Source organism: Nonomuraea sp. NPDC049750 (genome assembly GCF_040659625.1).
Classification (GTDB): Bacteria; Actinomycetota; Actinomycetes; order Streptosporangiales; family Streptosporangiaceae; genus Nonomuraea.
This window is the reverse complement of sequence record NZ_JBFANB010000025.1, coordinates 102,733-121,396: the sequence shown is the minus strand read 5'-3', so window position 1 is coordinate 121,396 and position 18,664 is coordinate 102,733. Positions and strand designations below refer to the sequence as shown.

14 protein-coding genes are annotated in these 18,664 nt (G+C 67.3%); 7 read left to right on the top strand and 7 right to left on the bottom strand.

Going from position 1 to position 18,664, the window contains the following annotated elements:
- Positions 1 to 16 precede the first annotated feature (16 nt).
- Together AB0J16_RS43580 and AB0J16_RS43575 are read right to left on the bottom strand one after the other, a co-directional pair.
- Complete coding sequence (locus AB0J16_RS43580; RefSeq protein ID WP_358551154.1) at positions 17 to 5,338, bottom strand: RHS repeat-associated core domain-containing protein; 5,322 nt, start codon at positions 5,336 to 5,338, stop codon at positions 17 to 19.
- Complete coding sequence (locus AB0J16_RS43575; RefSeq protein ID WP_358551152.1) at positions 5,296 to 6,516, bottom strand: hypothetical protein; 1,221 nt, start codon at positions 6,514 to 6,516, stop codon at positions 5,296 to 5,298. The genes AB0J16_RS43580 and AB0J16_RS43575 overlap by 43 nt, the downstream gene beginning before the upstream one ends.
- Before the next feature lie 558 nt (positions 6,517 to 7,074).
- Here AB0J16_RS43575 and AB0J16_RS43570 point away from each other — a divergent pair.
- Entirely contained in the window at positions 7,075 to 7,503 is a 429-nt protein-coding gene (locus tag AB0J16_RS43570) for a hypothetical protein (RefSeq protein WP_358551150.1), read from the top strand.
- A 27-nt stretch (positions 7,504 to 7,530) separates the two neighbouring features.
- Here AB0J16_RS43570 and AB0J16_RS43565 read toward each other — a convergent pair whose 3' ends face one another.
- Positions 7,531 to 8,919 (bottom strand): metallophosphoesterase family protein, encoded by a 1,389-nt coding sequence (locus AB0J16_RS43565; RefSeq protein WP_358551148.1) that lies wholly within the window; start codon positions 8,917 to 8,919, stop codon positions 7,531 to 7,533.
- A gap of 56 nt (positions 8,920 to 8,975) precedes the next feature.
- On the opposite strand from AB0J16_RS43565, the gene AB0J16_RS43560 reads away from it, so the two are divergent.
- Positions 8,976 to 10,238 carry a hypothetical protein gene (locus AB0J16_RS43560; protein ID WP_358551146.1) on the top strand — a complete coding sequence of 421 codons (1,263 nt, stop codon included), beginning with the start codon at positions 8,976 to 8,978 and terminating at the stop codon, positions 10,236 to 10,238.
- 81 nt (positions 10,239 to 10,319) lie between these two features.
- Here the strand turns inward: AB0J16_RS43560 and AB0J16_RS43555 are convergent, their stop codons facing one another.
- Complete coding sequence (locus AB0J16_RS43555) at positions 10,320 to 10,853, bottom strand: AAA family ATPase (RefSeq protein WP_358551144.1); 534 nt, start codon at positions 10,851 to 10,853, stop codon at positions 10,320 to 10,322.
- 246 nt (positions 10,854 to 11,099) lie between these two features.
- Here AB0J16_RS43555 and AB0J16_RS43550 point away from each other — a divergent pair, with 246 nt between their 5' ends.
- On the top strand, positions 11,100 to 12,083 hold the full coding sequence (locus AB0J16_RS43550) for an MBL fold metallo-hydrolase (protein ID WP_358551142.1): 984 nt from the start codon (positions 11,100 to 11,102) through the stop codon (positions 12,081 to 12,083).
- 62 nt (positions 12,084 to 12,145) lie between these two features.
- Here the strand turns inward: AB0J16_RS43550 and AB0J16_RS43545 are convergent, their stop codons facing one another.
- Both AB0J16_RS43545 and AB0J16_RS43540 read right to left on the bottom strand, forming a co-directional pair.
- Complete coding sequence (locus AB0J16_RS43545; RefSeq protein ID WP_358551140.1) at positions 12,146 to 12,364, bottom strand: hypothetical protein; 219 nt, start codon at positions 12,362 to 12,364, stop codon at positions 12,146 to 12,148.
- Between the two features lie 98 nt (positions 12,365 to 12,462).
- Positions 12,463 to 13,611: a lipase family protein gene (locus tag AB0J16_RS43540; RefSeq protein WP_358551138.1), complete on the bottom strand. Its 1,149-nt coding sequence runs from the start codon at positions 13,609 to 13,611 to the stop codon at positions 12,463 to 12,465.
- 211 nt (positions 13,612 to 13,822) lie between these two features.
- On the opposite strand from AB0J16_RS43540, the gene AB0J16_RS43535 reads away from it, so the two are divergent.
- Positions 13,823 to 14,401, top strand: coding sequence for a hypothetical protein (locus AB0J16_RS43535; protein ID WP_357961346.1), 579 nt, complete (start codon positions 13,823 to 13,825; stop codon positions 14,399 to 14,401).
- Between the two features lie 3 nt (positions 14,402 to 14,404).
- On the opposite strand, the gene AB0J16_RS43530 is transcribed toward AB0J16_RS43535, so the two are convergent.
- Entirely contained in the window at positions 14,405 to 15,343 is a 939-nt protein-coding gene (locus AB0J16_RS43530) for a YafY family protein (protein ID WP_358551136.1), read from the bottom strand.
- A gap of 113 nt (positions 15,344 to 15,456) precedes the next feature.
- Between AB0J16_RS43530 and AB0J16_RS43525 the strand changes: the two genes are divergently transcribed.
- From AB0J16_RS43525 to AB0J16_RS43515, 3 genes are read left to right on the top strand one after another with little or no spacing between them, the layout of a single operon-like run.
- Positions 15,457 to 16,290, top strand: coding sequence for an NAD(P)H-binding protein (locus AB0J16_RS43525; RefSeq protein WP_358551134.1), 834 nt, complete (start codon positions 15,457 to 15,459; stop codon positions 16,288 to 16,290).
- A gap of 38 nt (positions 16,291 to 16,328) precedes the next feature.
- Positions 16,329 to 17,486: an epoxide hydrolase family protein gene (locus AB0J16_RS43520; protein WP_358551132.1), complete on the top strand. Its 1,158-nt coding sequence runs from the start codon at positions 16,329 to 16,331 to the stop codon at positions 17,484 to 17,486.
- Positions 17,487 to 17,546: 60 nt separating this feature from the next.
- Positions 17,547 to 18,644: a winged helix DNA-binding domain-containing protein gene (locus tag AB0J16_RS43515; protein WP_358551130.1), complete on the top strand. Its 1,098-nt coding sequence runs from the start codon at positions 17,547 to 17,549 to the stop codon at positions 18,642 to 18,644.
- Positions 18,645 to 18,664 lie beyond the last annotated feature (20 nt).

Here is an 18,664-nt window from a genome sequence, read left to right as displayed (position 1 = left end):
GCTCGCCGTTATTTAGCTAGAACGGGAACGCCGTCACGACTTTACCGTCATCTACGACGACACGGATGCCTGTCAACTCTCCCCCACCATTCGCCGGACCGGCCCTTCCAACGGGAACACCGAAATCCCACTCATATATCTGTCCGGCGCGCGGCCTACCGGTTTCAGGATCCGGAGTGTTCGCCTTTGGCGTCCCTCGGTCGATGGTCTCCGCTATTCGCTCACGAACAAGCTTGGCCTTACCTGTTAGAATTCCAGCCTTGGCGTCGACCTTCACACCGCCGGGACGGTGCCGATCCACGATGTGCTGCCAGTCTCCATTATCCAGCGCCGCGGTTCCGCACAACCCATTCGAATTGTGAACCAGGACCGGCGTCTCGCCTGCCAGCACATAGTACGTGTGTAGGTCGGCTACCGTCAGGTTGTAGACGCGCTGGTCAGCAGCGGTTGACTTCTCGAGCGCAGCAATCTTTAGGTAGGCGCCATGGCTGGTCTGCAGCGACTGCCCTGGCCGAAGCGTGCCCGCCTGCTCCCACTGCCGAGCGGTCGGCGCCCAGAAGGGGTGCCCGTCCGTGGCGGTGACCATGCCGGCCCCGCGGCCTTGGTCGCCATCGCTGTCCACCGCCACCCGCACCAGATTCTTGACACCTTTACTGGTGATCGGAGTGATGACGGATTTTGCCTCGCTCTTGCCTGTTTTTGGATCGGTCGCGACGACTTTATCGCCGACTTTGATGTCTTCAATGGACTTCTTGGTTCCGTCGGCCATGAGCACCTTCGTGCCAGGAACGAAGCTGCTGCAATTAGAGGCTTTCTCGCCAGGCTTCTTGAACTTGGCGTCCGCGAGAGCGTCGAGGCAGCTCTTGTCCGGCTTCTGGGCACAGGTGGTTCCGACGGTGACGATGTCGTAGTACTTCTTCAGCCAGGTGAACACCCCTATTTCCAGCGGCGTGAACTCAGGCTTGACATCGCACTTCTCGTCTGCGGGGGCGCAGTCAAGAAGCACATGAGCATTCTGCTCTTCCGGCTTTTCGGACTTGACTTTCTTAGTCTTTCCGGACTTGGCTTTCTTGACTTGTTTAGCAAGTCTCTTCTTTTCGTTGTTTTCGAGTTTGATCTCCCACGTCTTCTTTTTCTGCCCGCTGGCCTTGTGCGTCTTGGAGAAAGTTTTGTCAGATTTGGCGTTGCCGGTGTCGACGCGGCGGCCGTCGGGGTCGGATTGGGTGATGGGGTCGTTGGCGGCGTAGCTGTAGGGGTTGGCCCATTCGGGGGTGCGGAGGTCGAGTTCGGGGTCGGTGGAGATGAACTTGGCGATGGCGGGGTCGTAGTAGCGGGCGCCTAAGTAGTCCAGGCCGGTGGAGGCGTCTTCGATCTTGCCGAGGAAGCCGCGGTCGGTGAAGGGCAGGTCGTCGCCGCCGCGACGCTGGCCATAAGGCAGGTAGCGTTCGCGGTTGACGGTGCCTGTGGCGTTGTTGACGGCCAGTTGAGTGCTGCCGTGCTGGCCGGCGAGCAGCCAGGTGACGCCGGTGGCGTCGCGCATGGCGATCTGTGATCCGTCGCTGGCGCTGTAGTAGCGCTTGCTGGCGACCAGACCACCGGACAGACGGAGCTCCATCGGGCCGAGGTAGAGGGTGGTGCTGCCATCGGGGTCACGGCGGATCAGGCGTTCGCCGGCGGCGTCGTAGACCATTGAGGTCTGCTTGCTGTCGATGGTGGCCTGGGTGAGCTGGCCGAGTTGGTCGAAGTCGAAGGTGCCTTGCTTGCCGCCGACGGTGCGCGCGGCGAGTTGTCCGGCGTTGTCGTAGGCGTAGGTGTCGGTGCCGCCAGGTCGGGTGATGGAGGTGACGGCGTTGGGCCGGACGGCGGTCGCGCCGGGGGCGGGGTAGGTGTAGGTGGCGGTCTGACCGTTGTCGGTCAGGCTGGTGATGTTGCCGACCTTGTCGTAGGCATACGCCTGGCTGTAGGGATCGAGGCCCTTGGCGTCACCGGTGCCCGTGCACGAATTCGCGGTAGTGGTGTATGCGGTCTTCAACCGCAGTAAGCCGTCGTAGGTGAAGCATTCGGACTGGCCGTCGGTGTTGCCGGGAATGGCCGAGGCGGCATCCAGGACGCGGGTGATGTTGCCGGCCACGTTGTAGCTGTAGCGGTCGTCCTGAATGGTTTCGGGCGTGGTGGTGTCGGCCTCGGCCTGCGTGGACACACGAGAGAGCCAGTCGGTGACGGTGTCGCGTTCGAGAGCGCGTTTGATCTGACCGTTTGCGCCGAGCGAGCGGGTGGCGAGTTTGCCGGTGGGGGTGAAGGTGGTGTCCTTGACGTAGGTGAACCCACCGGCCAGGTCGGAGGTCAGGCCCTGGGCGAAGCCAAGGTCGGTGTACGCGAAGGTGAGCTTCTCCGCGCCCAAGCCACCGGCCTCAGGCAGCCCCTGCTCGCGTAGATTCCCGGCGGCGTCGTAGGTAGAGGTGAAGGCGTAGTCGCGGCCAAGGTTGCCTTCACTGGCCGGGATGGTGAGTTTGGTGCCGGTAGGCCGGTAGTCACTGTCATACGACGTGACGATCTGGGTGTAGGGCTGGCCTCCGGTGTAACGGGTGGCGGCGCCGGGCTGGCCCTTGGCGACGGTGTCGTAGCTCCACTCGGCGAGCTTGGTGCCGGTGGACACCTCCCCCGCCCATTGGATGGTGCGCCGACCGAGGTCGTCGTAGCTGTAGGAGGTCTTCTGGTTCTTGCCGTTGATGCTGAAGGTGAGCCGGCCGGCCAGGTCGTAGCCGTAGCTGGAGGCACCCGCGTCCGGATCGGTGGCGGCGGTGCGCCGGTTCAGCCAGTCGAAGGTGTAGGTACGGACGTTGCCGTTGGCGTCCGTCATCTTGGTGAGGTTGTCGTGCAGGTCGTAGCTGTAGCTGGTGTCCTGGTGGGTGGTGGCGTCGGCCCACTCCTCGACCTTGACGGCACGGTCGAGGGCGTCGGTGACGGTGGCGGTCTTGCCGCCGACCGGGGGTGTCACCTCGGTGCGGTCCAGGCCGGGGTAGGAGGTGCTGGTCCGGCGCAGCTCGGTGTCGAGGTGGTAGGCGATCGTGGCAACCGGGCGTTCCTGGTCGTCGTAGACGCTCTTCGTCCACTGCGGCAGGCTGGTCAGCGCGGGGTTGAGCAGCCCGCTGCCCGGCTGAGCGGTGTTGTGCACCGGCTCGGAAACCCCGCTGGTCAGGCCGCGCGCGTCGTAGGTGGTGGCGGTGACGATCCGGCCGCCGGACGGGGAGGCGGTCTGCGCCTCGCGGGCCCGGCCTAACCCGTCTTCGTAGCTGATGGCGCTGGTGTACTTCGTGCCGGTAAGCAGTTGCTTGACGGTCGTCTTGATCGGCGCGGTTGGCTGACCTAACCAGCCGTCCCAGGCGATGTCATAGGCCACCGTTGCACTCGGGATACCGTCATTGCGCGGCTGGCCCGGCTTCCACAACGCGGTGGTACGGCCGAGCGCGTCGTAGTCGATCTCGGTGGTCTTGCCGTTGGCGTCGGTGACCGAGACCGCGTCGCCCAGGCGGTGCGAGAGCCGGGCGGTGATGGTGTGGCCGAGCGGGTTGGTGGTGGTGATGCCGGTGCTGGGCCAACCGACGGGCGGGGTGTACGTCGTCGAGGTGGTCTTGCCGAGCGGGTCCACGCTGGTCAGCTGTCGACCGTACTCGTCGAAGGTAGCCTTGGCGGTGGAGATGGTGGACGCGCCTGCGTAGGAGCGGACCTCGGTGAGGTTGCCGTCGCTGGGCTTGTTGGTCGCCGGATCGGTGCCCAGGTCGTACAGGTTGACCGTTTTACCGATCAGCGCGCCCGCCGTGCAGTCGTCACCAGACCGTTCCTCCACCACGGAGGGGAAGTTGACCAGCCACTGGCCGGTGTCGGCGTTGCGGGCATAGCTGGTGGTGGTGCAGGAGTTGTCGGTGGTGACGCCGTCCTGGCCGTAGTCGTTGACCTGCTTGGGCAGGCCGTCGGCGTTGTAGGCGGTCTTGGAGTCGGTGTAGCGCCAGGTTCCGCCCGTGATCTTCTCCCGCGCTCGCTCGCGGGTCTGTAACACCAGCGCGGGATCCATGGTGCCGGGCCCGTTGCCGGTGTTCTGGATCGTGTACTCCCACCGAGTCGAGTCGACCTCGGTGTACGCACGGGGACTGAGCGCGGTCATCTTCCACGACTGCTCCTGCAGGACATTGCCCTGCAGGATCGGCTGGTCGACCAGGGTGCCACCGTCGAAGTCGGTGACGGTCTCACCGGTGCCGCGCAGGAAGTTGCGGGTGGTGACGGTGTAGCCGGCCGGGTCGGTGCCCGTCCCGTCGATGGTGCGGACCTGGCTGTAACCACGCCAGTCCGAGGTCGGCGGCGCCTGGCCGGGCTCGGCGAACTGCACCGGCTTGGTCCAGCGCGGACTGCCGATGAACTCGTAGGCATGCACCATGTCCGGCGAGGCGCCGACCATGTCCCGTTCGACGACCTTGACCGCGAGCTGCTTGAAGAAGCGCGACCAGCTCTCATAGCCGGAGTCAGGGTCGCTGCCCATGTCGACGTCGTAGCAATCGCCGACCTTGTCGGTGAAATAGTTGGACCCGTCGCGGCCCTTGCCGCCGCCGCACGGATCGGCTTGGCCGTAGGTGACCTCGGTACGGCCGCCCATCCCGTTGCCGATCGCGGCGATGCGCGGCACCATCCGCCACGACAGCAAGTCGGTCCAGTCCGACATGGAGTCGTAGTCCATCTTGCCGGCCAGCATCACCGCGTCGAAGTCCAGCGAAGGCAGCATGATCGACGGGCTGGCGGCCTGGCCGGTCTGCTGTACCTTGTCCAGCCACAGCACCGGATCATCGGCCGGCCCGAAATCGGTCCGCTGGTAGATCCACGTCTGCGTCAGATCCAGCCGGTCCACCGGGTCCCAGCCGCCCAAGGTGGGGTTCAGCGACTCGGTCTGCACGATGGTCAGCTTGCGGGTGGAGAAGAACGCGAGCGCACTGTTGGTGCAGCCCGTGGCCTGTGCGCACTGCAGGTCGGTGGGCACGTCGACGCCGCCCCGGTCGGCGGTGGTGAAGGTGGTACGCGCGGTCGGCACGCTGCCGGGCACCTGGGTGTTGTGGCCCCACTGCACCCTGGCCAGCGTGCCGCCCCGGTCATAGGGCAGCACCCGGTACAGCTCGTGCGCGCACGAGGGCAGGCAGAAGTAATTGGTCTCCCGGTTGTAGGAGTAGTCGATCACGTTCTCGTTGCGGTCGATCTCCTGATCGAGGTTCCACCGCCACACGCCGGTGCAGGTCGGCGGAATGTCGTTGTTCAGGTACCGGTCGTAACACGGCTCGCCCGAGTCGTTGCCCACATACGGCACCTGCCACTGGGCGTCCTTGGTGTAGCCGAACCGCCAGACCTGCCCCTCCTGGTTGGTGATCTTCCAGTACGGCTGGCCGTCGGCTCCCCCGGCGACCTGCTCGATCTTCCAGCCGAAGTCCGGAACGTCTTCCAGCCCCCGCCCGTATTCCGGTCCTTGACGATCTGCGCCGACCGACCACCCGCCGACAACACCAATTCCGACTGCGACTTGTCGTTGGTGGAACTGTCACCGTCGGTCTCATCCGGCGACTCCCAACACAACGCCTCCCCGCCGATCCCCTTCTCCTCAGCGGTCCAGATCAACTCCGCGGTGTTGTCGTCGTAGGCGTTGTCGACATAACACCGCCGATAACGCCGCTCGATGAATCCGGCGCTCAGATCCCAGCCCGCCCCCACCACGCCGGACTGGTTGTTGCTCCACTGCCCCTGCCCATCCACCGACGACGCCTCGTACTGCAGCGACAGATCCGGCCCGTTCCCGGCCACCGACGGCGGCTCCGGCAACGGCACGTCATAGTCGAACCCACCACCCGAGGTACCCGCCTGCCACGTCCCTGACGGCTTCAGGTCGGTGGCGCCCCAGTTGCCGTTCGGCCCCGTCATGCCGACCTGCAGCAGATACACCGACCCGGCGGCCAGCTGCGCCGCCAGCCGCTCGCGGGCCGCCTGGGCCGCCCATGCCTTGCGATCCTTGCCCGCAGGTGTCGGCTTGACCGCCGCCGCACTCGCGCCGGCCGGCGCCGCCTCGACCTCCGCGGTCAGCGTCCCGGCCTTCGCATCGTTCGTGGACGGCACCACCACGGGGCGCACCACGCACGTCTTCGGCCGCGGCACCTCCACCGCACACGCCGGCACCCGTACCAGCCGCAACCGGCTGACGAAGTCCCCACCGAACGCGTCCCGGAAGCCCGCGTACGAAAACTCCGCCCGTACCTTGCCCGGCGCCGCCCCGTCATCGGCCCGCACCATTCGAGCGGCGATCCCCACCCCGCCCAGAGCGCGGGCAACCTCCGGCGACAAGGTCTCCACCTTGACCTTGTCCAGCCCGCCGCCCTTGACCTGGCCCACCTTGACCGGCAACGTCCCGGCCTCGGCCACCTTGTCGACGGCCGACACCTCCACCTCGGCCGTGCCTGCCTTCGGCCACACCGGCTTACGCCGTTCCACCTTCGGTGCTGACTCCTCCGCGCCCCTGGGGACCTCGCGTTTCGGTACAGGGCGGCCGTCCACGGACTGTTCAGGGTCCGGCGCGGCAGCGGCAGCCCGCTCCACCAGCTGATCCGGCACCCCGACACTCGAAATCAGCACCATCGCGCAAAGCCCGACGATCAATGCCGCCAACCACATCCGTACACGCCGAGCCCGCATACCGCATCCCTTCAAGGCACGCTGACGCAGACCCCGGGAAACGGGGCCTGTGGGTGCCGTTTGCCGCCTGCCCAGCTGTTGCCGCTGACCGCTGTGATCTGATGCGAGCTCCATGTCAACCGGTTCGACACGCGCGGGGAATGGCGATCACCACGGTCTGCCAGTCAAACCTTTCGGTCCCATTGAACACAAAACGGATATTGAACCGCCATTCCCTTGCTTTCCAGCCAAAAACCGCATCGAGCGAATGCATGCCACCGCAATCACTGAATCTAGGGATCCCCCTCGTATGCCGCCGCGATGCACAGTCAGAGCAAGCATCCAGCCGAGGATGAATCCTTTCTCATGGAGGTAGACATGAAGAACTCAGTACGACTGCCAATGATGCTGGCAGCCTCTGCCATCATCGCCAGTGGCGTGTTCGCCGTCTCAAGCGCGACTGCGGACACCAATTCCGCAGCACTGTCCGCCAATCGGGCTGCCCCGGGAACCCTCTGGGCCAAAGTCAGCGCAAACGGAACCCTGCTCGCCGCATCGGGCATCAGGAACGTCAACAAATTCGGCGGGGGGCGCTACAACCTGACGACGGACTCCGACATCAGCAGATGCGCACTGACCGGAACGATCAACACGTCGGGTGGCAATGATCCCGGGCCGGGCAGTGCGTCGATCCTGGTCGGCGCGGTCAATGGAAGGACGCTTTTCGTTCGCACAGCGACGCCATCGGCTCAGCACCCGATGAACGTCGACGACGACCGACCGTTCTCCCTGGTGATCTCCTGTTGAGGCCCGCCGGCTTCTGAGCTGAGCAGATCAAACGCAAATCATCTTCACGCCCACGCCAGAAACGGCAACACATCGAGAAAGGAGTTTGTCGTGAGTTACCGAACTCGCCTGCTGGCCGGCGTGGCCACCGCTGCCGCCGCGACCAGTCTGCTGCTGGGAGCCGGCACCACTGCGATGGCCGCCATCGAAAGGACCGCCGTCAAGGCCCAGACCGTCCTCGGCCCTTACGCCAGCTTCGAAGTCTGCGCGGTATCCGGGCTGCAGGGCCAGCAGGCCGGTCAATGGGTTTCGTGGTTCTGCTCGCAGAACGGCACCACCCAATGGTGGTTGTTCACCACTCCCTGAAATACCCATAGCTCGATGACCCGACCTTGGCCCTCTCCGCGATCTTGGAGATGGCCAAGGTCGGGTCCATTTGGGCGGCTCGTCCAGGACCAGCCCCAACGCGGCCGCCAGGTCGATCGTTCTGCGTGGTGTCGGGCACTGCCTGGCCAGGTCCGCCTGGTCGAGGCGGCCGTTTCGGGCCTGGAAGAGAACCTTCGCAGCAGGATGTCGGCGCAGTCCCTCCTCGGTGAGCTCATCGGCGACTCGATGCGCCGTGGCGACCATGGTGGGGAATGCCGACTGCAGATTCGCGGCCCACTCTTGGAGCTCCTCCAACCACCCCCGTGTGGCGGTGTCAGGCGCCGAAGCGACCCGCTCTATCGCCTGAGCCAGCTCCAGCCAGGTGGAGTCATGCCAAGGCTTCGACTTCAGGACCGGCAACTGCCACTGGCGCTTGGTGGTCGACCAATGATCCGCGTGCGCCCTTACCGAGTGGACCGTGAATCCTGGGAGACACAGTGCGGTCAGATTCCAGCCGTGGCAGGCACCGGTGTCGAGGCCGAAGATCCGGCCGTTGAGGATCATCGGTTCCCTGCCGGTTACGTGATGGCCGAACACCACCGGCTTGGCATCGGTGTAGTGGTCGTACCAGCTGCTGTCCGGGAACAGCATCGTGAGCTCTCGTTCGCCCCTCGTCGAGCCACAGAGGATTTCCTCCCTCTGGTCGGCCAGCGGAATGCCGGACTGCATCGCGGCGTGGACGACACGGACGTGCTCGTTCTCGAAGTAGTACGGCAGTGTCCGCATCCAGTCGACCGTTTCGGCGTAGTGGTCGCCGAGCTGCAAGCGGGTGATCTCTTGTGCGTAGGAGAAGATCCCGCGTACGTGTTTCCGTTCGTGGTTACCCATGACCGCGACCGAATTCGGACGCTCGCGGAAGAGCCTGACCACGTCACCGGGCGCTTGACCGCGATCGACCAGATCACCGACGCTGACCAGCAGGTCGTCCGGTCGGATGTCGACTTTCTCCAGCAGTTCGAGCAACTCGTCGAAGCAGCCGTGGATGTCGCCGATGATGATCGTGCGCCGCATGCCGGCGATCCTAGGGAGGCGTCGGTTCGGCGTACAAAGGATTTGCGCGATGACCGATGCTGGAGACCCCTACGATGCCGCGTGTGGATCGTGATCATATTCTCCTGACTCATCCCGGGACCTCGAAGCGCAAGTACCTGGAACTCCGGGTCGACGGCGTTGAGCTGCACCGGAATTGGTGGGCCGGCACCGGGAAGCCTCAGGGGCGCACGAAGGCGTTCGACGACGGGCCCGCGGCACGCGAGGGCCTGGAGAAGGTCGTCACTGAGAAGATGCGTGACGGGTACGCCCTGCTCCGCGACGTCGCCGCGACCGAGCCGGGTGACGTCGTCGTCCAGTGCGCGACGCGGGCAGAGAATGGCGCCGTGGAGATCGCCCTGCACCCGGACGGCCACACCGTCGCGGTCGCCCGCGGCATCCCCGACCGGGTCGGCAATGCCGGCTCCGATGTGCAGACAATCGATCTACGGACTGGCGTCCGGCAGGTGATTTACACCGATGCGTACCAGTACTCACTGATCCATACCATGGCCTTCGAGCCGGACGGATCGCACCTGACGTTCACTGTCCGCGACAGGATCACCATGGTGGAGGTGAGCTGCACGGTGGCGCTCGCCACCGGTCATGTCCAGCGCCTGCCCCAGACCCGACCGGAGTGGGACTCGGCCCGCCAGCGGATGCTGGTCGTCGACAACGATTACGCGCTGCGAGTGCTGGGCCCGGACGGCGGTTCGTGCCTCGATTTTCCGCCGAGCAAGCGCTTCCAGACCACCGCCGCACTGTCGCCGTCGGGTCGGCTCGTCGGCCTCACCCACGATCCGGACAACCGCGATACGGAGTACGACCTCGAGATCTGGGATGTTGACGCTGGTCAGCGAGTGCTCGCTGCCCCATTCCCCTTTCCCCCGGGATTCCAGGGGATCGGGCGCCAGTTCGACAAGCTGGCGTTCGATGGGAGCGAGCAAATCCTCGTCGCGAGCGGCGCGACCTCAGGATGCTTCGGCCTCTCGGTGGAGTCCGGTGCTCTGTGCTGGGCGATCGAGGGCGAGCGGGACGGGCACGAGCGATTCGCCGACTTCGCGCTGTCACCCGACGGCACCCTGCTCGCCGGCGCCCCCTCTCGTGGCCCGGTCATTGTCTACGACGTCGCGACCGGACAGCCGCTGAAGCCGCGCTTCGCGGTACCCGGCGAGTGGCCGAACTGGTACCAGGGGGTTGGTTTCTCCGCCGACGGCCGGCTTCTGGCGGTCGGCGACTACCCCGGCCGCGTTACGGTGTTCCGGTTCGACGGCGTGGAGTTCACCAAGCCCGGCGGTTGACGGCCGGCACCCGCTCGACTGCGGTAGTAGGCGCCTCCCGCGACTCGTCAGCATGGTCGAGGATGGCGAAGGAGTGGCCTTCTAAAGGGGCTGGTCAGCCGTGAGGTCGGCCTCCGCCAGGATTCGTTGGACGATCTCCAAAAGGGAACTGTCCTCCCCGATGACGCTCTCACAGCCATCGGGCAGCAGGTCACGCTCGATGTACCACTGACGCATCTCGCCTGCGCCGAACTGGGAACGCTGGGGCCGAGTCTCATGCCGACGGAGCGTCTCTTCCCAGGAGATGTCGAGGTAATAGAACAACGTCTTGCCAAGATGATCGCGGCCAAGCTCCTGCAGCATCTCCCCGTACCGGCTCGCGGTCAGAATGCCCTCCACGATCACGTGGTAGCCGACATCCAGGGCATGGCGGCACATGCTGTCGATGAGCCCGATATTCACCGCACCCGGTTTGTCCAGCTCACGAAGGATTTCGCGGCGCACCACGTCCTGGCTGATCAGCGCCATACCACGGCGGCCGTAAGTCTCCCGGAGAGCTCGCGCCACGCTCGACTTGCCCGAGCCGGAATTACCACGAATGACGATGAGCGCCGTACCCGGTGAGCCTGTTCGCACGTGGCCAACGTACCGACTCACGACAAACGATGAGGGCGCAGCGCCCGCCCTTGAGCGTGTCGGCAGCACGGCACCTCGGCCGAAGTCCCCGTGCAGGTCACTGAGCGCCACCACCACTACGTCGGCGCCTCTAATTCGCTACCCCATCGAGGGTCGCTGTGCCAGGGTTCTGCAGAAGATCAGGCGAACCGGGGGCTTCGATGTGGAATGGGCGCAGAGCGGCCGGAGGAATGGGATGAGCGAGAAATGACCGAGCTGGACCTGGCCTCGGCCGACCACCCCGCGCGCCTTGAGCAGGGGCACCCGTTCAGGCAGTGGAAGACCTGGCGGATGCCCGGCAGCGAGTTGACCCTCACCGGCTACTCTCGCGCGAACGACAAGACGTTCTTTCACATCCCCGAGCTGCGGTGCAGCCTCGACGCGGGGCTGTGCGAGGGGCGGCAGGTGGACACGGTCTTCCTGACCCACACCCATCATGACCATGCCAAGGACCTTGATTTCCTGGCCGCCAATCCCGCCGGCACGGACATCTACCTGCCCGCCGAGGCGGTGCCGTACGTGGAGTCCTACTTGCGCGCGTCCGCGGAGCTCAATCACGGAGCGGGGTTCGATCCCGCCCTGGCGACAGGACACCGCTTGCATGGGGTGCGGCGCGGCGACGAGTTCAGCTTCGGGCGCCGGGGGCACCTCGTGCGGGTGGTGGAGTGTGAGCACAAGGCGCCCTGTGTGGGGTACGCCTTCTCCGAGCGGAGCAAGGCGCTACGGCCGGAGTTCGAGCAGTTGCGTCAGGACCTGATTGAGCAGGGCAAGGGCGGCGAGTTCGGCCGGATCATGGCGCGGAAACGCAAAGAGGGGGTCGAAGTCGACCACGAGGTTCGGCGACCGCTGTTCGCCTTTCTTGGCGACACTCATGTGAATGTGTTCGCCCGCAACCCGTGGCTGTTTGAATACCCGGTCATCATCACCGAATGCACGTTTCTGGATGACACCGAGTTGGAGCGCGCGGATCGGATCGGGCACACGGTCTGGAGCCTGCTGCGGCCCGTGGTCGAGGCCCATCCGCAGACGTTGTTCGTTCTGACCCACTTCAGTCTGCGTCACTCCGATCAGCAGGTCCTCGCGTTCTTCCGGCAGCAGTGGGAGCAGGCGTCGCGGCCGGACAACAACGTTTTCCTGTGGGTTCACCCGGACAGCCACCTGCCTGAGCAGCACCAGCACCGCACTCCCTGACCATCGGCCGAGGGTCCGCCCCCCGGGGGAAAGGGAGACGGACCCGTTCGTATCAGTGCGTATTAGTAGGGGAAGACCGGATAGCCGTGGTAACCGCCGCCGACGCACGTGCGCCCGGTCGGGCTCAGCCAGTCAGGGACGACCACACCGCCCGCGAACACGCACTGGGTGACGGTGATGTACTCGCGGGCGGCGGCCTGAGCCGTCGCGGCAGGGGCGAGTGTCAGCGCACTCGCGGCGACCGCGGAGACGATGGTGAGGGTGAGGGTCAGGCGACGCATAGGACTCCCATCACGGAGAGTTATTTATCCACTACCCATGGTTACCTTTGCGATCGCCCGCCAAACTGCTACCGCCCCGCCAACCTGCGACAAGGCCGCTAACAGTTACCGAAGGCCGGGATGCCGAGGATGCGGAGTGCGAGCCATTCGATGGCCAGCGGCCCGCCCTCAATGGCCCCCGTCACGTGATTCGGAGCCGGGAGGGACGTCCAGCGGAGGTTGACCCCCGTCCGGCAGTACTCCGAGCGCAGCGTGGCCGAGATCGCCTGCGGGATGATCTCGTCGCCCTGGGCGTGGTAGATGAACATCGGGACACGCGGCGCGGTCGCCCCGAGGCGGTTCTCGGCGAGCCGGGCCAGCCACTTGGGCTGGTTCATCAGGTCAACGGGGCTCAGGTCGGAGAAGCGCAGGCCGGCGAGCTTGCTGCCCAGGTCGCCCACGCAGTCGTCGGCCGCGTCCGCGAGCAGGGCGCGACCGCGGTCGTTGAGGTCGGCGTTGAGATCGAGTTCCGGGTAGGCGGCGTCGAAGCCGACCCCGGCCGCGGCGGCCAGGCCGAAGTTGGCCCCGCCGTCGAGGTGGTCCGCCACCGCGTGCAGGTCGGCCGGGACTCCGCCCGCGGCCACGCCCTTGAGCCGCAGCTCCGACGCGTACGACGGCTGGAGTTGAGCAGCCCACGCGGCCGACGCGCCGCCCTGCGAGTAGCCCATGATCGCGACCGGCCCGCCCGTGGACAGGCCCGAGCCCGACACGCGCGTGGCGGCCCTGATCGAGTCCAGTACGGCGTGACCCTGCGAGATCCCCGCCATGTAGGTGTGCACTCCCGGCGTGCCGAGGCCCTCGTAGTCGGTGATGGCCACCGCGAACCCCTTGAGCAGGAACAGGCTCACCAGCGCGAGCTCCGCCTCGCCGCCCCGGCTCATGCTGGCCGAGGGCGCGCACTGGTCGCCGAGTCCGTGGGTGCCGACGGCGTACCCGATGATCGGGCGCTTGCCCAGCGGGTAGCTCGCCTTGGGTACGAGCAGGGTGCCGGACACGGCGTTCAGCGAGCCGGTGGCGGAGGTCGAGCGGTAGAGCAGGTGCCAGGCGTTCACCGGGACTTCGAGCAGCTTGCCCGGCAGCAGGTAGACGGTGGTGGGCTGGGCGGTGACCACGTCCCCCGCCGCGGCCGCGCGGGCAGGCGGCGCCGCGACGAAGGACGCGATCAGTAAGAGGATCATGGTCATGCTGACGCGGACACGTAACCTCATGTGCCACCCCTCTCCGTGGGGTTCGCTCAGGGGAAGGCGGCGCCGCGAGCCGATCGTTACCCGGCAGTAACCTCGTGTCAAGGCCCGAAACGACGGCGAATCCGAGCCGTCGTCAGACTGCCTGCCGCGCCACATAACACTGGCCACGACCGCATCACCGGGCCGCCCCGAAACGGTGAACTCCAGTGCGACGGTCGGGCACCATGGACGGATGGATGCTGGTTCGGTGACCTTTCTGCGCGAACTGCTCGCCGAGACCGGCTGGGTGGAGCGCACCCGCGAGCTCGGCCTGGCGCTGCGGACCACCCGCTCGCCCGGCGGCCTGATGCTGGTGGGCACGCCCGACGACGAACCGTGGCATCTCACCGCGCACCTCGCCGACGAGGCCCGGCTCTCCGAGCTGCCGCAGCTCGCCCCCACCCTGGTCCGCTGGAAGCCGCCCGCCGACGCCCCGGCCCACCTGCGCGTCGGGCTCGACCGGATTCAGCGGGCGGGGCGCGGCGAGACGCTGTTCGTGGTGGCCGAGCAGGACGCGCCCGTGCCGCTGCTCGAACGGGTCAACGACGCCCGCCGTACGGGGGCGACGATCCTGGCGCTGGAAGGCGGCGACACGGCGCTGGAGGGGCTGGCGCACGACGCGATCGCCGTGCCACGGCTCGGACCGGTCACCTTCGACGGCGCCCAGCACCTGGTCAGCATGGCCGCGGGCGAGCTGCCTGCGCGCCCGGGGCTGCGCGAGCGCCTGGCCCGCCTGCTGGAGAAGGTCAACGGTCCCCAGGTCGCCGACTGACGCTTATGACCCGGCGTTGGTGAGCCTGCCGGCGAGTGCCCGGACATGGTCCTTGAGCTCGGGCGGGTCAAGGACCTGGAAGTCGAAGCCTTTGAGCGCGACGTAGAGGGCGATTTTATCGAGGGAGTCGCCGCCGGCGTAGAAGAGGCAACTGTCCGCGTCGCGGTGTTCGAGGCGGCCCGCGGTAGGTGAGGTGTGTTCGGCGACGACGTCGAGCGGCGCGTGGAACAGGATGGTCGCCCGATACCGGTACGGGGAACTCGTGAGGGCGTTGGAGACATAGGTCCGTACCCCCTCGGCGGGTTCGGGCCGGGGCGTGAAACGCGGCCCAGGCTGCGGAGCCGAGTCCATACGGTCGACGCGGAAGGTGCGCCAGTCGTCGCGGTCGAGGTCGAAGGCGAGCAGGTACCACCGCCGGCCGGTGTGGACGAGGCGGTACGGCTCGACGCGGCGGGCGCGCTGCTGGTACCCGAAGCGGATGCCCTCGTGGGCGCGGCAGGCGGCGGCCAAGGCGGTGAGCAGATCGGGATCCACCATCGGGCCGGGGCCGGTCAGCGGCAGGATGGCCGACTGCATCGCGCCCACGCGGTGGCGCAGCCGGGAGGGCAGAACCTGTTCGAGCTTGGCGAGCGCGCGTAGCGAGGTCTCCTCCATCCCGGTGACCGTGCCCGTAGCGGCGGCGCGCAGGCCGACCGCGATGGCGACGGCTTCGTCGTCATCGAGCAGCAGCGGCGGCAGGGCGGCGCCGACCCCCAGCCGATAGCCGCCGGTGATGCCGGTGGCCGACTCCACCGGGTAGCCGAGCTCGCGGAGCCGGTCGACGTCGCGGCGGACGGTACGGGTGGTGACACCGAGGCGCTCGGCCAGCTCGCCGCCGGGCCAGTCGGGGCGGGACTGGAGCAGGGACAGCAGCCGCAGCAGCCGCGCCGAGGTTTCCAACATCCGCGCGCAATTCCCTTCGATCCGAAGACTTGAGGACCGGACCTGTCCTCAATGGTTTCTAGTGTTCCTCGTACCGGGGTCGCCCGGGAACCCTCGAAATCAAGGAGAGCTTCATGATCCTCGTCACCGGCGCCACCGGAAACGTCGGCCGCCACGTGCTCGACCTGCTGGTCGCCAGCGGTCACGCCGTGCGTGCCCTGACCCGGTCCCCGCAGCAGACGGTGTGGCCGGCCGAGGTCGACGTCGTCGCCGGCGACCTGGCCGACCCGGCGTCGCTGGACGCGGCCCTGACCGGCGTGGAGTCGGTCTTCCTGTTCGCCGTGCCGGGCAGCGGGCCCGCCTTCGCCGCCGCCGCCCAGCGGGCTGGCGTGCGCCGGGTCGTGCTGCTGTCCTCCGGCGGGGTGGACGACGACGCGGAGGTCCAGGACGGGCCGATCGCCACCTACCACGCCGAGATCGAGCAGGCCCTGCGCGGCTCCGGCCTGGCGTGGACCTTCCTGCGCCCGGACGTGTTCGCCGCCAACAGCCTCATGTGGGCCGGGCAGACCAGGTCCGGCGACGTGATCCGCGGCGCCTATGCCGGCGCGGCATCCGCCCCGGTGCACGAAGCCGACATCGCCGCAGTCGCCGTGGCCGCCCTCACCGAGGACGGGCACGCCGGTCAGACCTATCGGCTGACCGGCCCGCAGTCGCTCAGCCACGCAGACCAGGCCGCCATCCTCGGCCAGGCGCTCGGCCGGCCCATCAGCTACGCCGAACTACCCGCCGAGACCGTGCGCGAGGCGATGAGCGCCCACGTGCCGGGCCCCATCCTGGACAGCATTTTCGCCACCTGGGCCGCCTCCGTCGGCCGCATCGCACCCACCACCACCGACATCGAGAAGGTCACCGGTCGGCCCGCGCGCGGCTACCACGACTGGGTCCTCGACCACGCCGCCGCGTTCTAGCCACGAGACATCATTCAAGGAGACCTTGCGTGTCAGACATGAGCGAAACGATCATGCCGTTCCGGATCGATGTCCCCCAGAGCGATCTCGATGACCTGCACCGCCGGCTGTCCGCCGTGCGGTGGCCGAGCGAACTGCCCGATGTCAGCTGGAGCCGCGGCGTTCCCCTGGCCTACCTCAAGGAGCTGGCCGAGTACTGGCGCACCTCCTACGACTGGCGCAAGCATGAGGCCGCGTTGAACGACATCCCGCAGTTCACCACCGAGATCGACGGGCAACGGGTGCACTTCATGCACATACGTTCCCCGCACCCGGACGCCCTGCCCCTGATCCTCACCCACGGCTGGCCCGGATCGGTGGTCGAGTTTCTCAAGGTCATCGGCCCGCTGACCGATCCGGCCGCGCACGGCGGGGACCCGGCCGACGCCTTCCACCTGGTCATCCCGTCGCTGCCCGGCTTCGGATTCTCCGGCCCCACCCAAGAGACCGGATGGAACAGCGGCCGGATCGCGCGGACGTGGGCGCGGCTGATGAGCCGGCTCGGCTACGACCGGTACGGCGCGCAGGGCGGCGACCTCGGCGCCCTGGTCACCCCGGAACTCGGCCGTGCCGCCATCGGGCAGGTCGTCGGTGTACACGTCAACGCGGCCTCCTTCGGGTTCATCCCGTTCGGGGAGGTCTCGGACGAGGAGCGGGCCACGCTGACCGACGCCGAGCGGGCCCGACTGGGACGGGCGAAGGAGTTCATGGACGACCAGAGCGGCTACTTCAAGATCTCGGCCACCCGGCCGCAGACGGTGGCGTACGCCCTCACCGACTCACCGGTCGGCCAGCTCGCCTGGCTCGTCGAGAAGTTCAAGGAGTGGAGCTTCCCCGCCGCCGACCTGCCCGAGGCCGCCATCGACCGGGACCTGCTGCTGACGGACGTGATGCTCTACTGGCTCACCGGCACCGCCGGGTCCGTCGCCAACCTGTACTACGAGAACATGCACGCCAACACCTGGCACACCGAGCCGGCCACCACACCCACCGGTGTCGCCGTGTTCGCCCACGACCTGCCCATCCGCCGCTACGCCGAATACGGCAACAACATCACCCACTGGTCGGAATTCGACCGCGGCGGCCACTTCGCCGCCCTGGAAGCACCCGACCTGCTCACCGCCGACATCCGGGCCTTCTTCCGCCCGCTCCGCTAGCGGCGCCCTGCCGGGCCGCGGCGGCCGCGGCCCGGCTACCCCACCCCTTGAGGACCCTTCGTGCCACGACTCACCACCCGCGCGCTCAACCGAGCCACCCTCGACCGGCAACTGCTGCTGCACCGCGCGGACCTGACCGTGCCGCAGGCGCTGGAACGGCTGGCCGGCCTGCAAGCCCAGACGCCGCACACCTGGTACGTCGGGCTGTGGACCCGCCTGGTCGACTACGCTCCCGAACCCACCGCCCGGCTGCTCACTGACGGCGCCATCGTACGAATGGCGTTGATGCGCTCGACCATCCACCTGGTGACCGCCGCCGACTGCCTCTGGCTACGGCCGCTGGTGGAGCCGGTCATCGAGCGCAGCACGCTGGGTGCCTTCGGCCGCCACCTCACCGGCCTGGACCAGGCCGAACTCGTGTCCACCGCCCGCGAACTGCTGGCATCCGAACCACTGACGTTCAGCGCCCTGGGCCGAAAGCTGGCCCAGCGGTGGCCGGAACGCGACCCGGCCGCGCTGGCCCAGGCGGCCCGTGCCTGGGTGCCGCTGGTGCAGGTCCCGCCGCGCGGGCTGTGGGGCCGCAGCGGCCCGGCCGCCCACACCACGGTCGAGACCTGGCTCGGCCGGACAGTGGACCAGGCCGCGTCGGTGGACACCCTGGTACTGCGCTACCTGGCGGCCTTCGGCCCGGCGACCGTCCTCGACGCCCAGCGATGGTGCGGGCTGACTCGGTTGTCCGAGGTCATCGACCGGCTCCGGCCACGCCTGGTCACCTTCCGGGACGAGCAGGGCCGTGAACTGTTCGACCTTCCCGACGCGCCACGGCCGGATCCGGACACCCCGGCCCCGGTACGTTTTCTCTACGACTTCGACAACCTGCTGCTCTCCCACAACGACCGCAACCGCGTGGTCACCGTCAACTACGCCGACCAGGGCTTCGGCAGGACCAACGAACAGCCCCGCTCCGTACTGGTCGACGGCTACGTAGCCGCCACCTGGAAACTCGCCACCAACCACGACACCGCGACCTTGACCGTGCGCCCATTCCGGAAACTGACCGCGGCCGAACGCGAACAACTCGACGCCGAAGGCGCCCGGCTACTCGCCTTCCTCACGCCCAGCACCACAGTCCACGACATCGCGGTCCATCGGCATTAAACCCGACAAATCGGACGAGA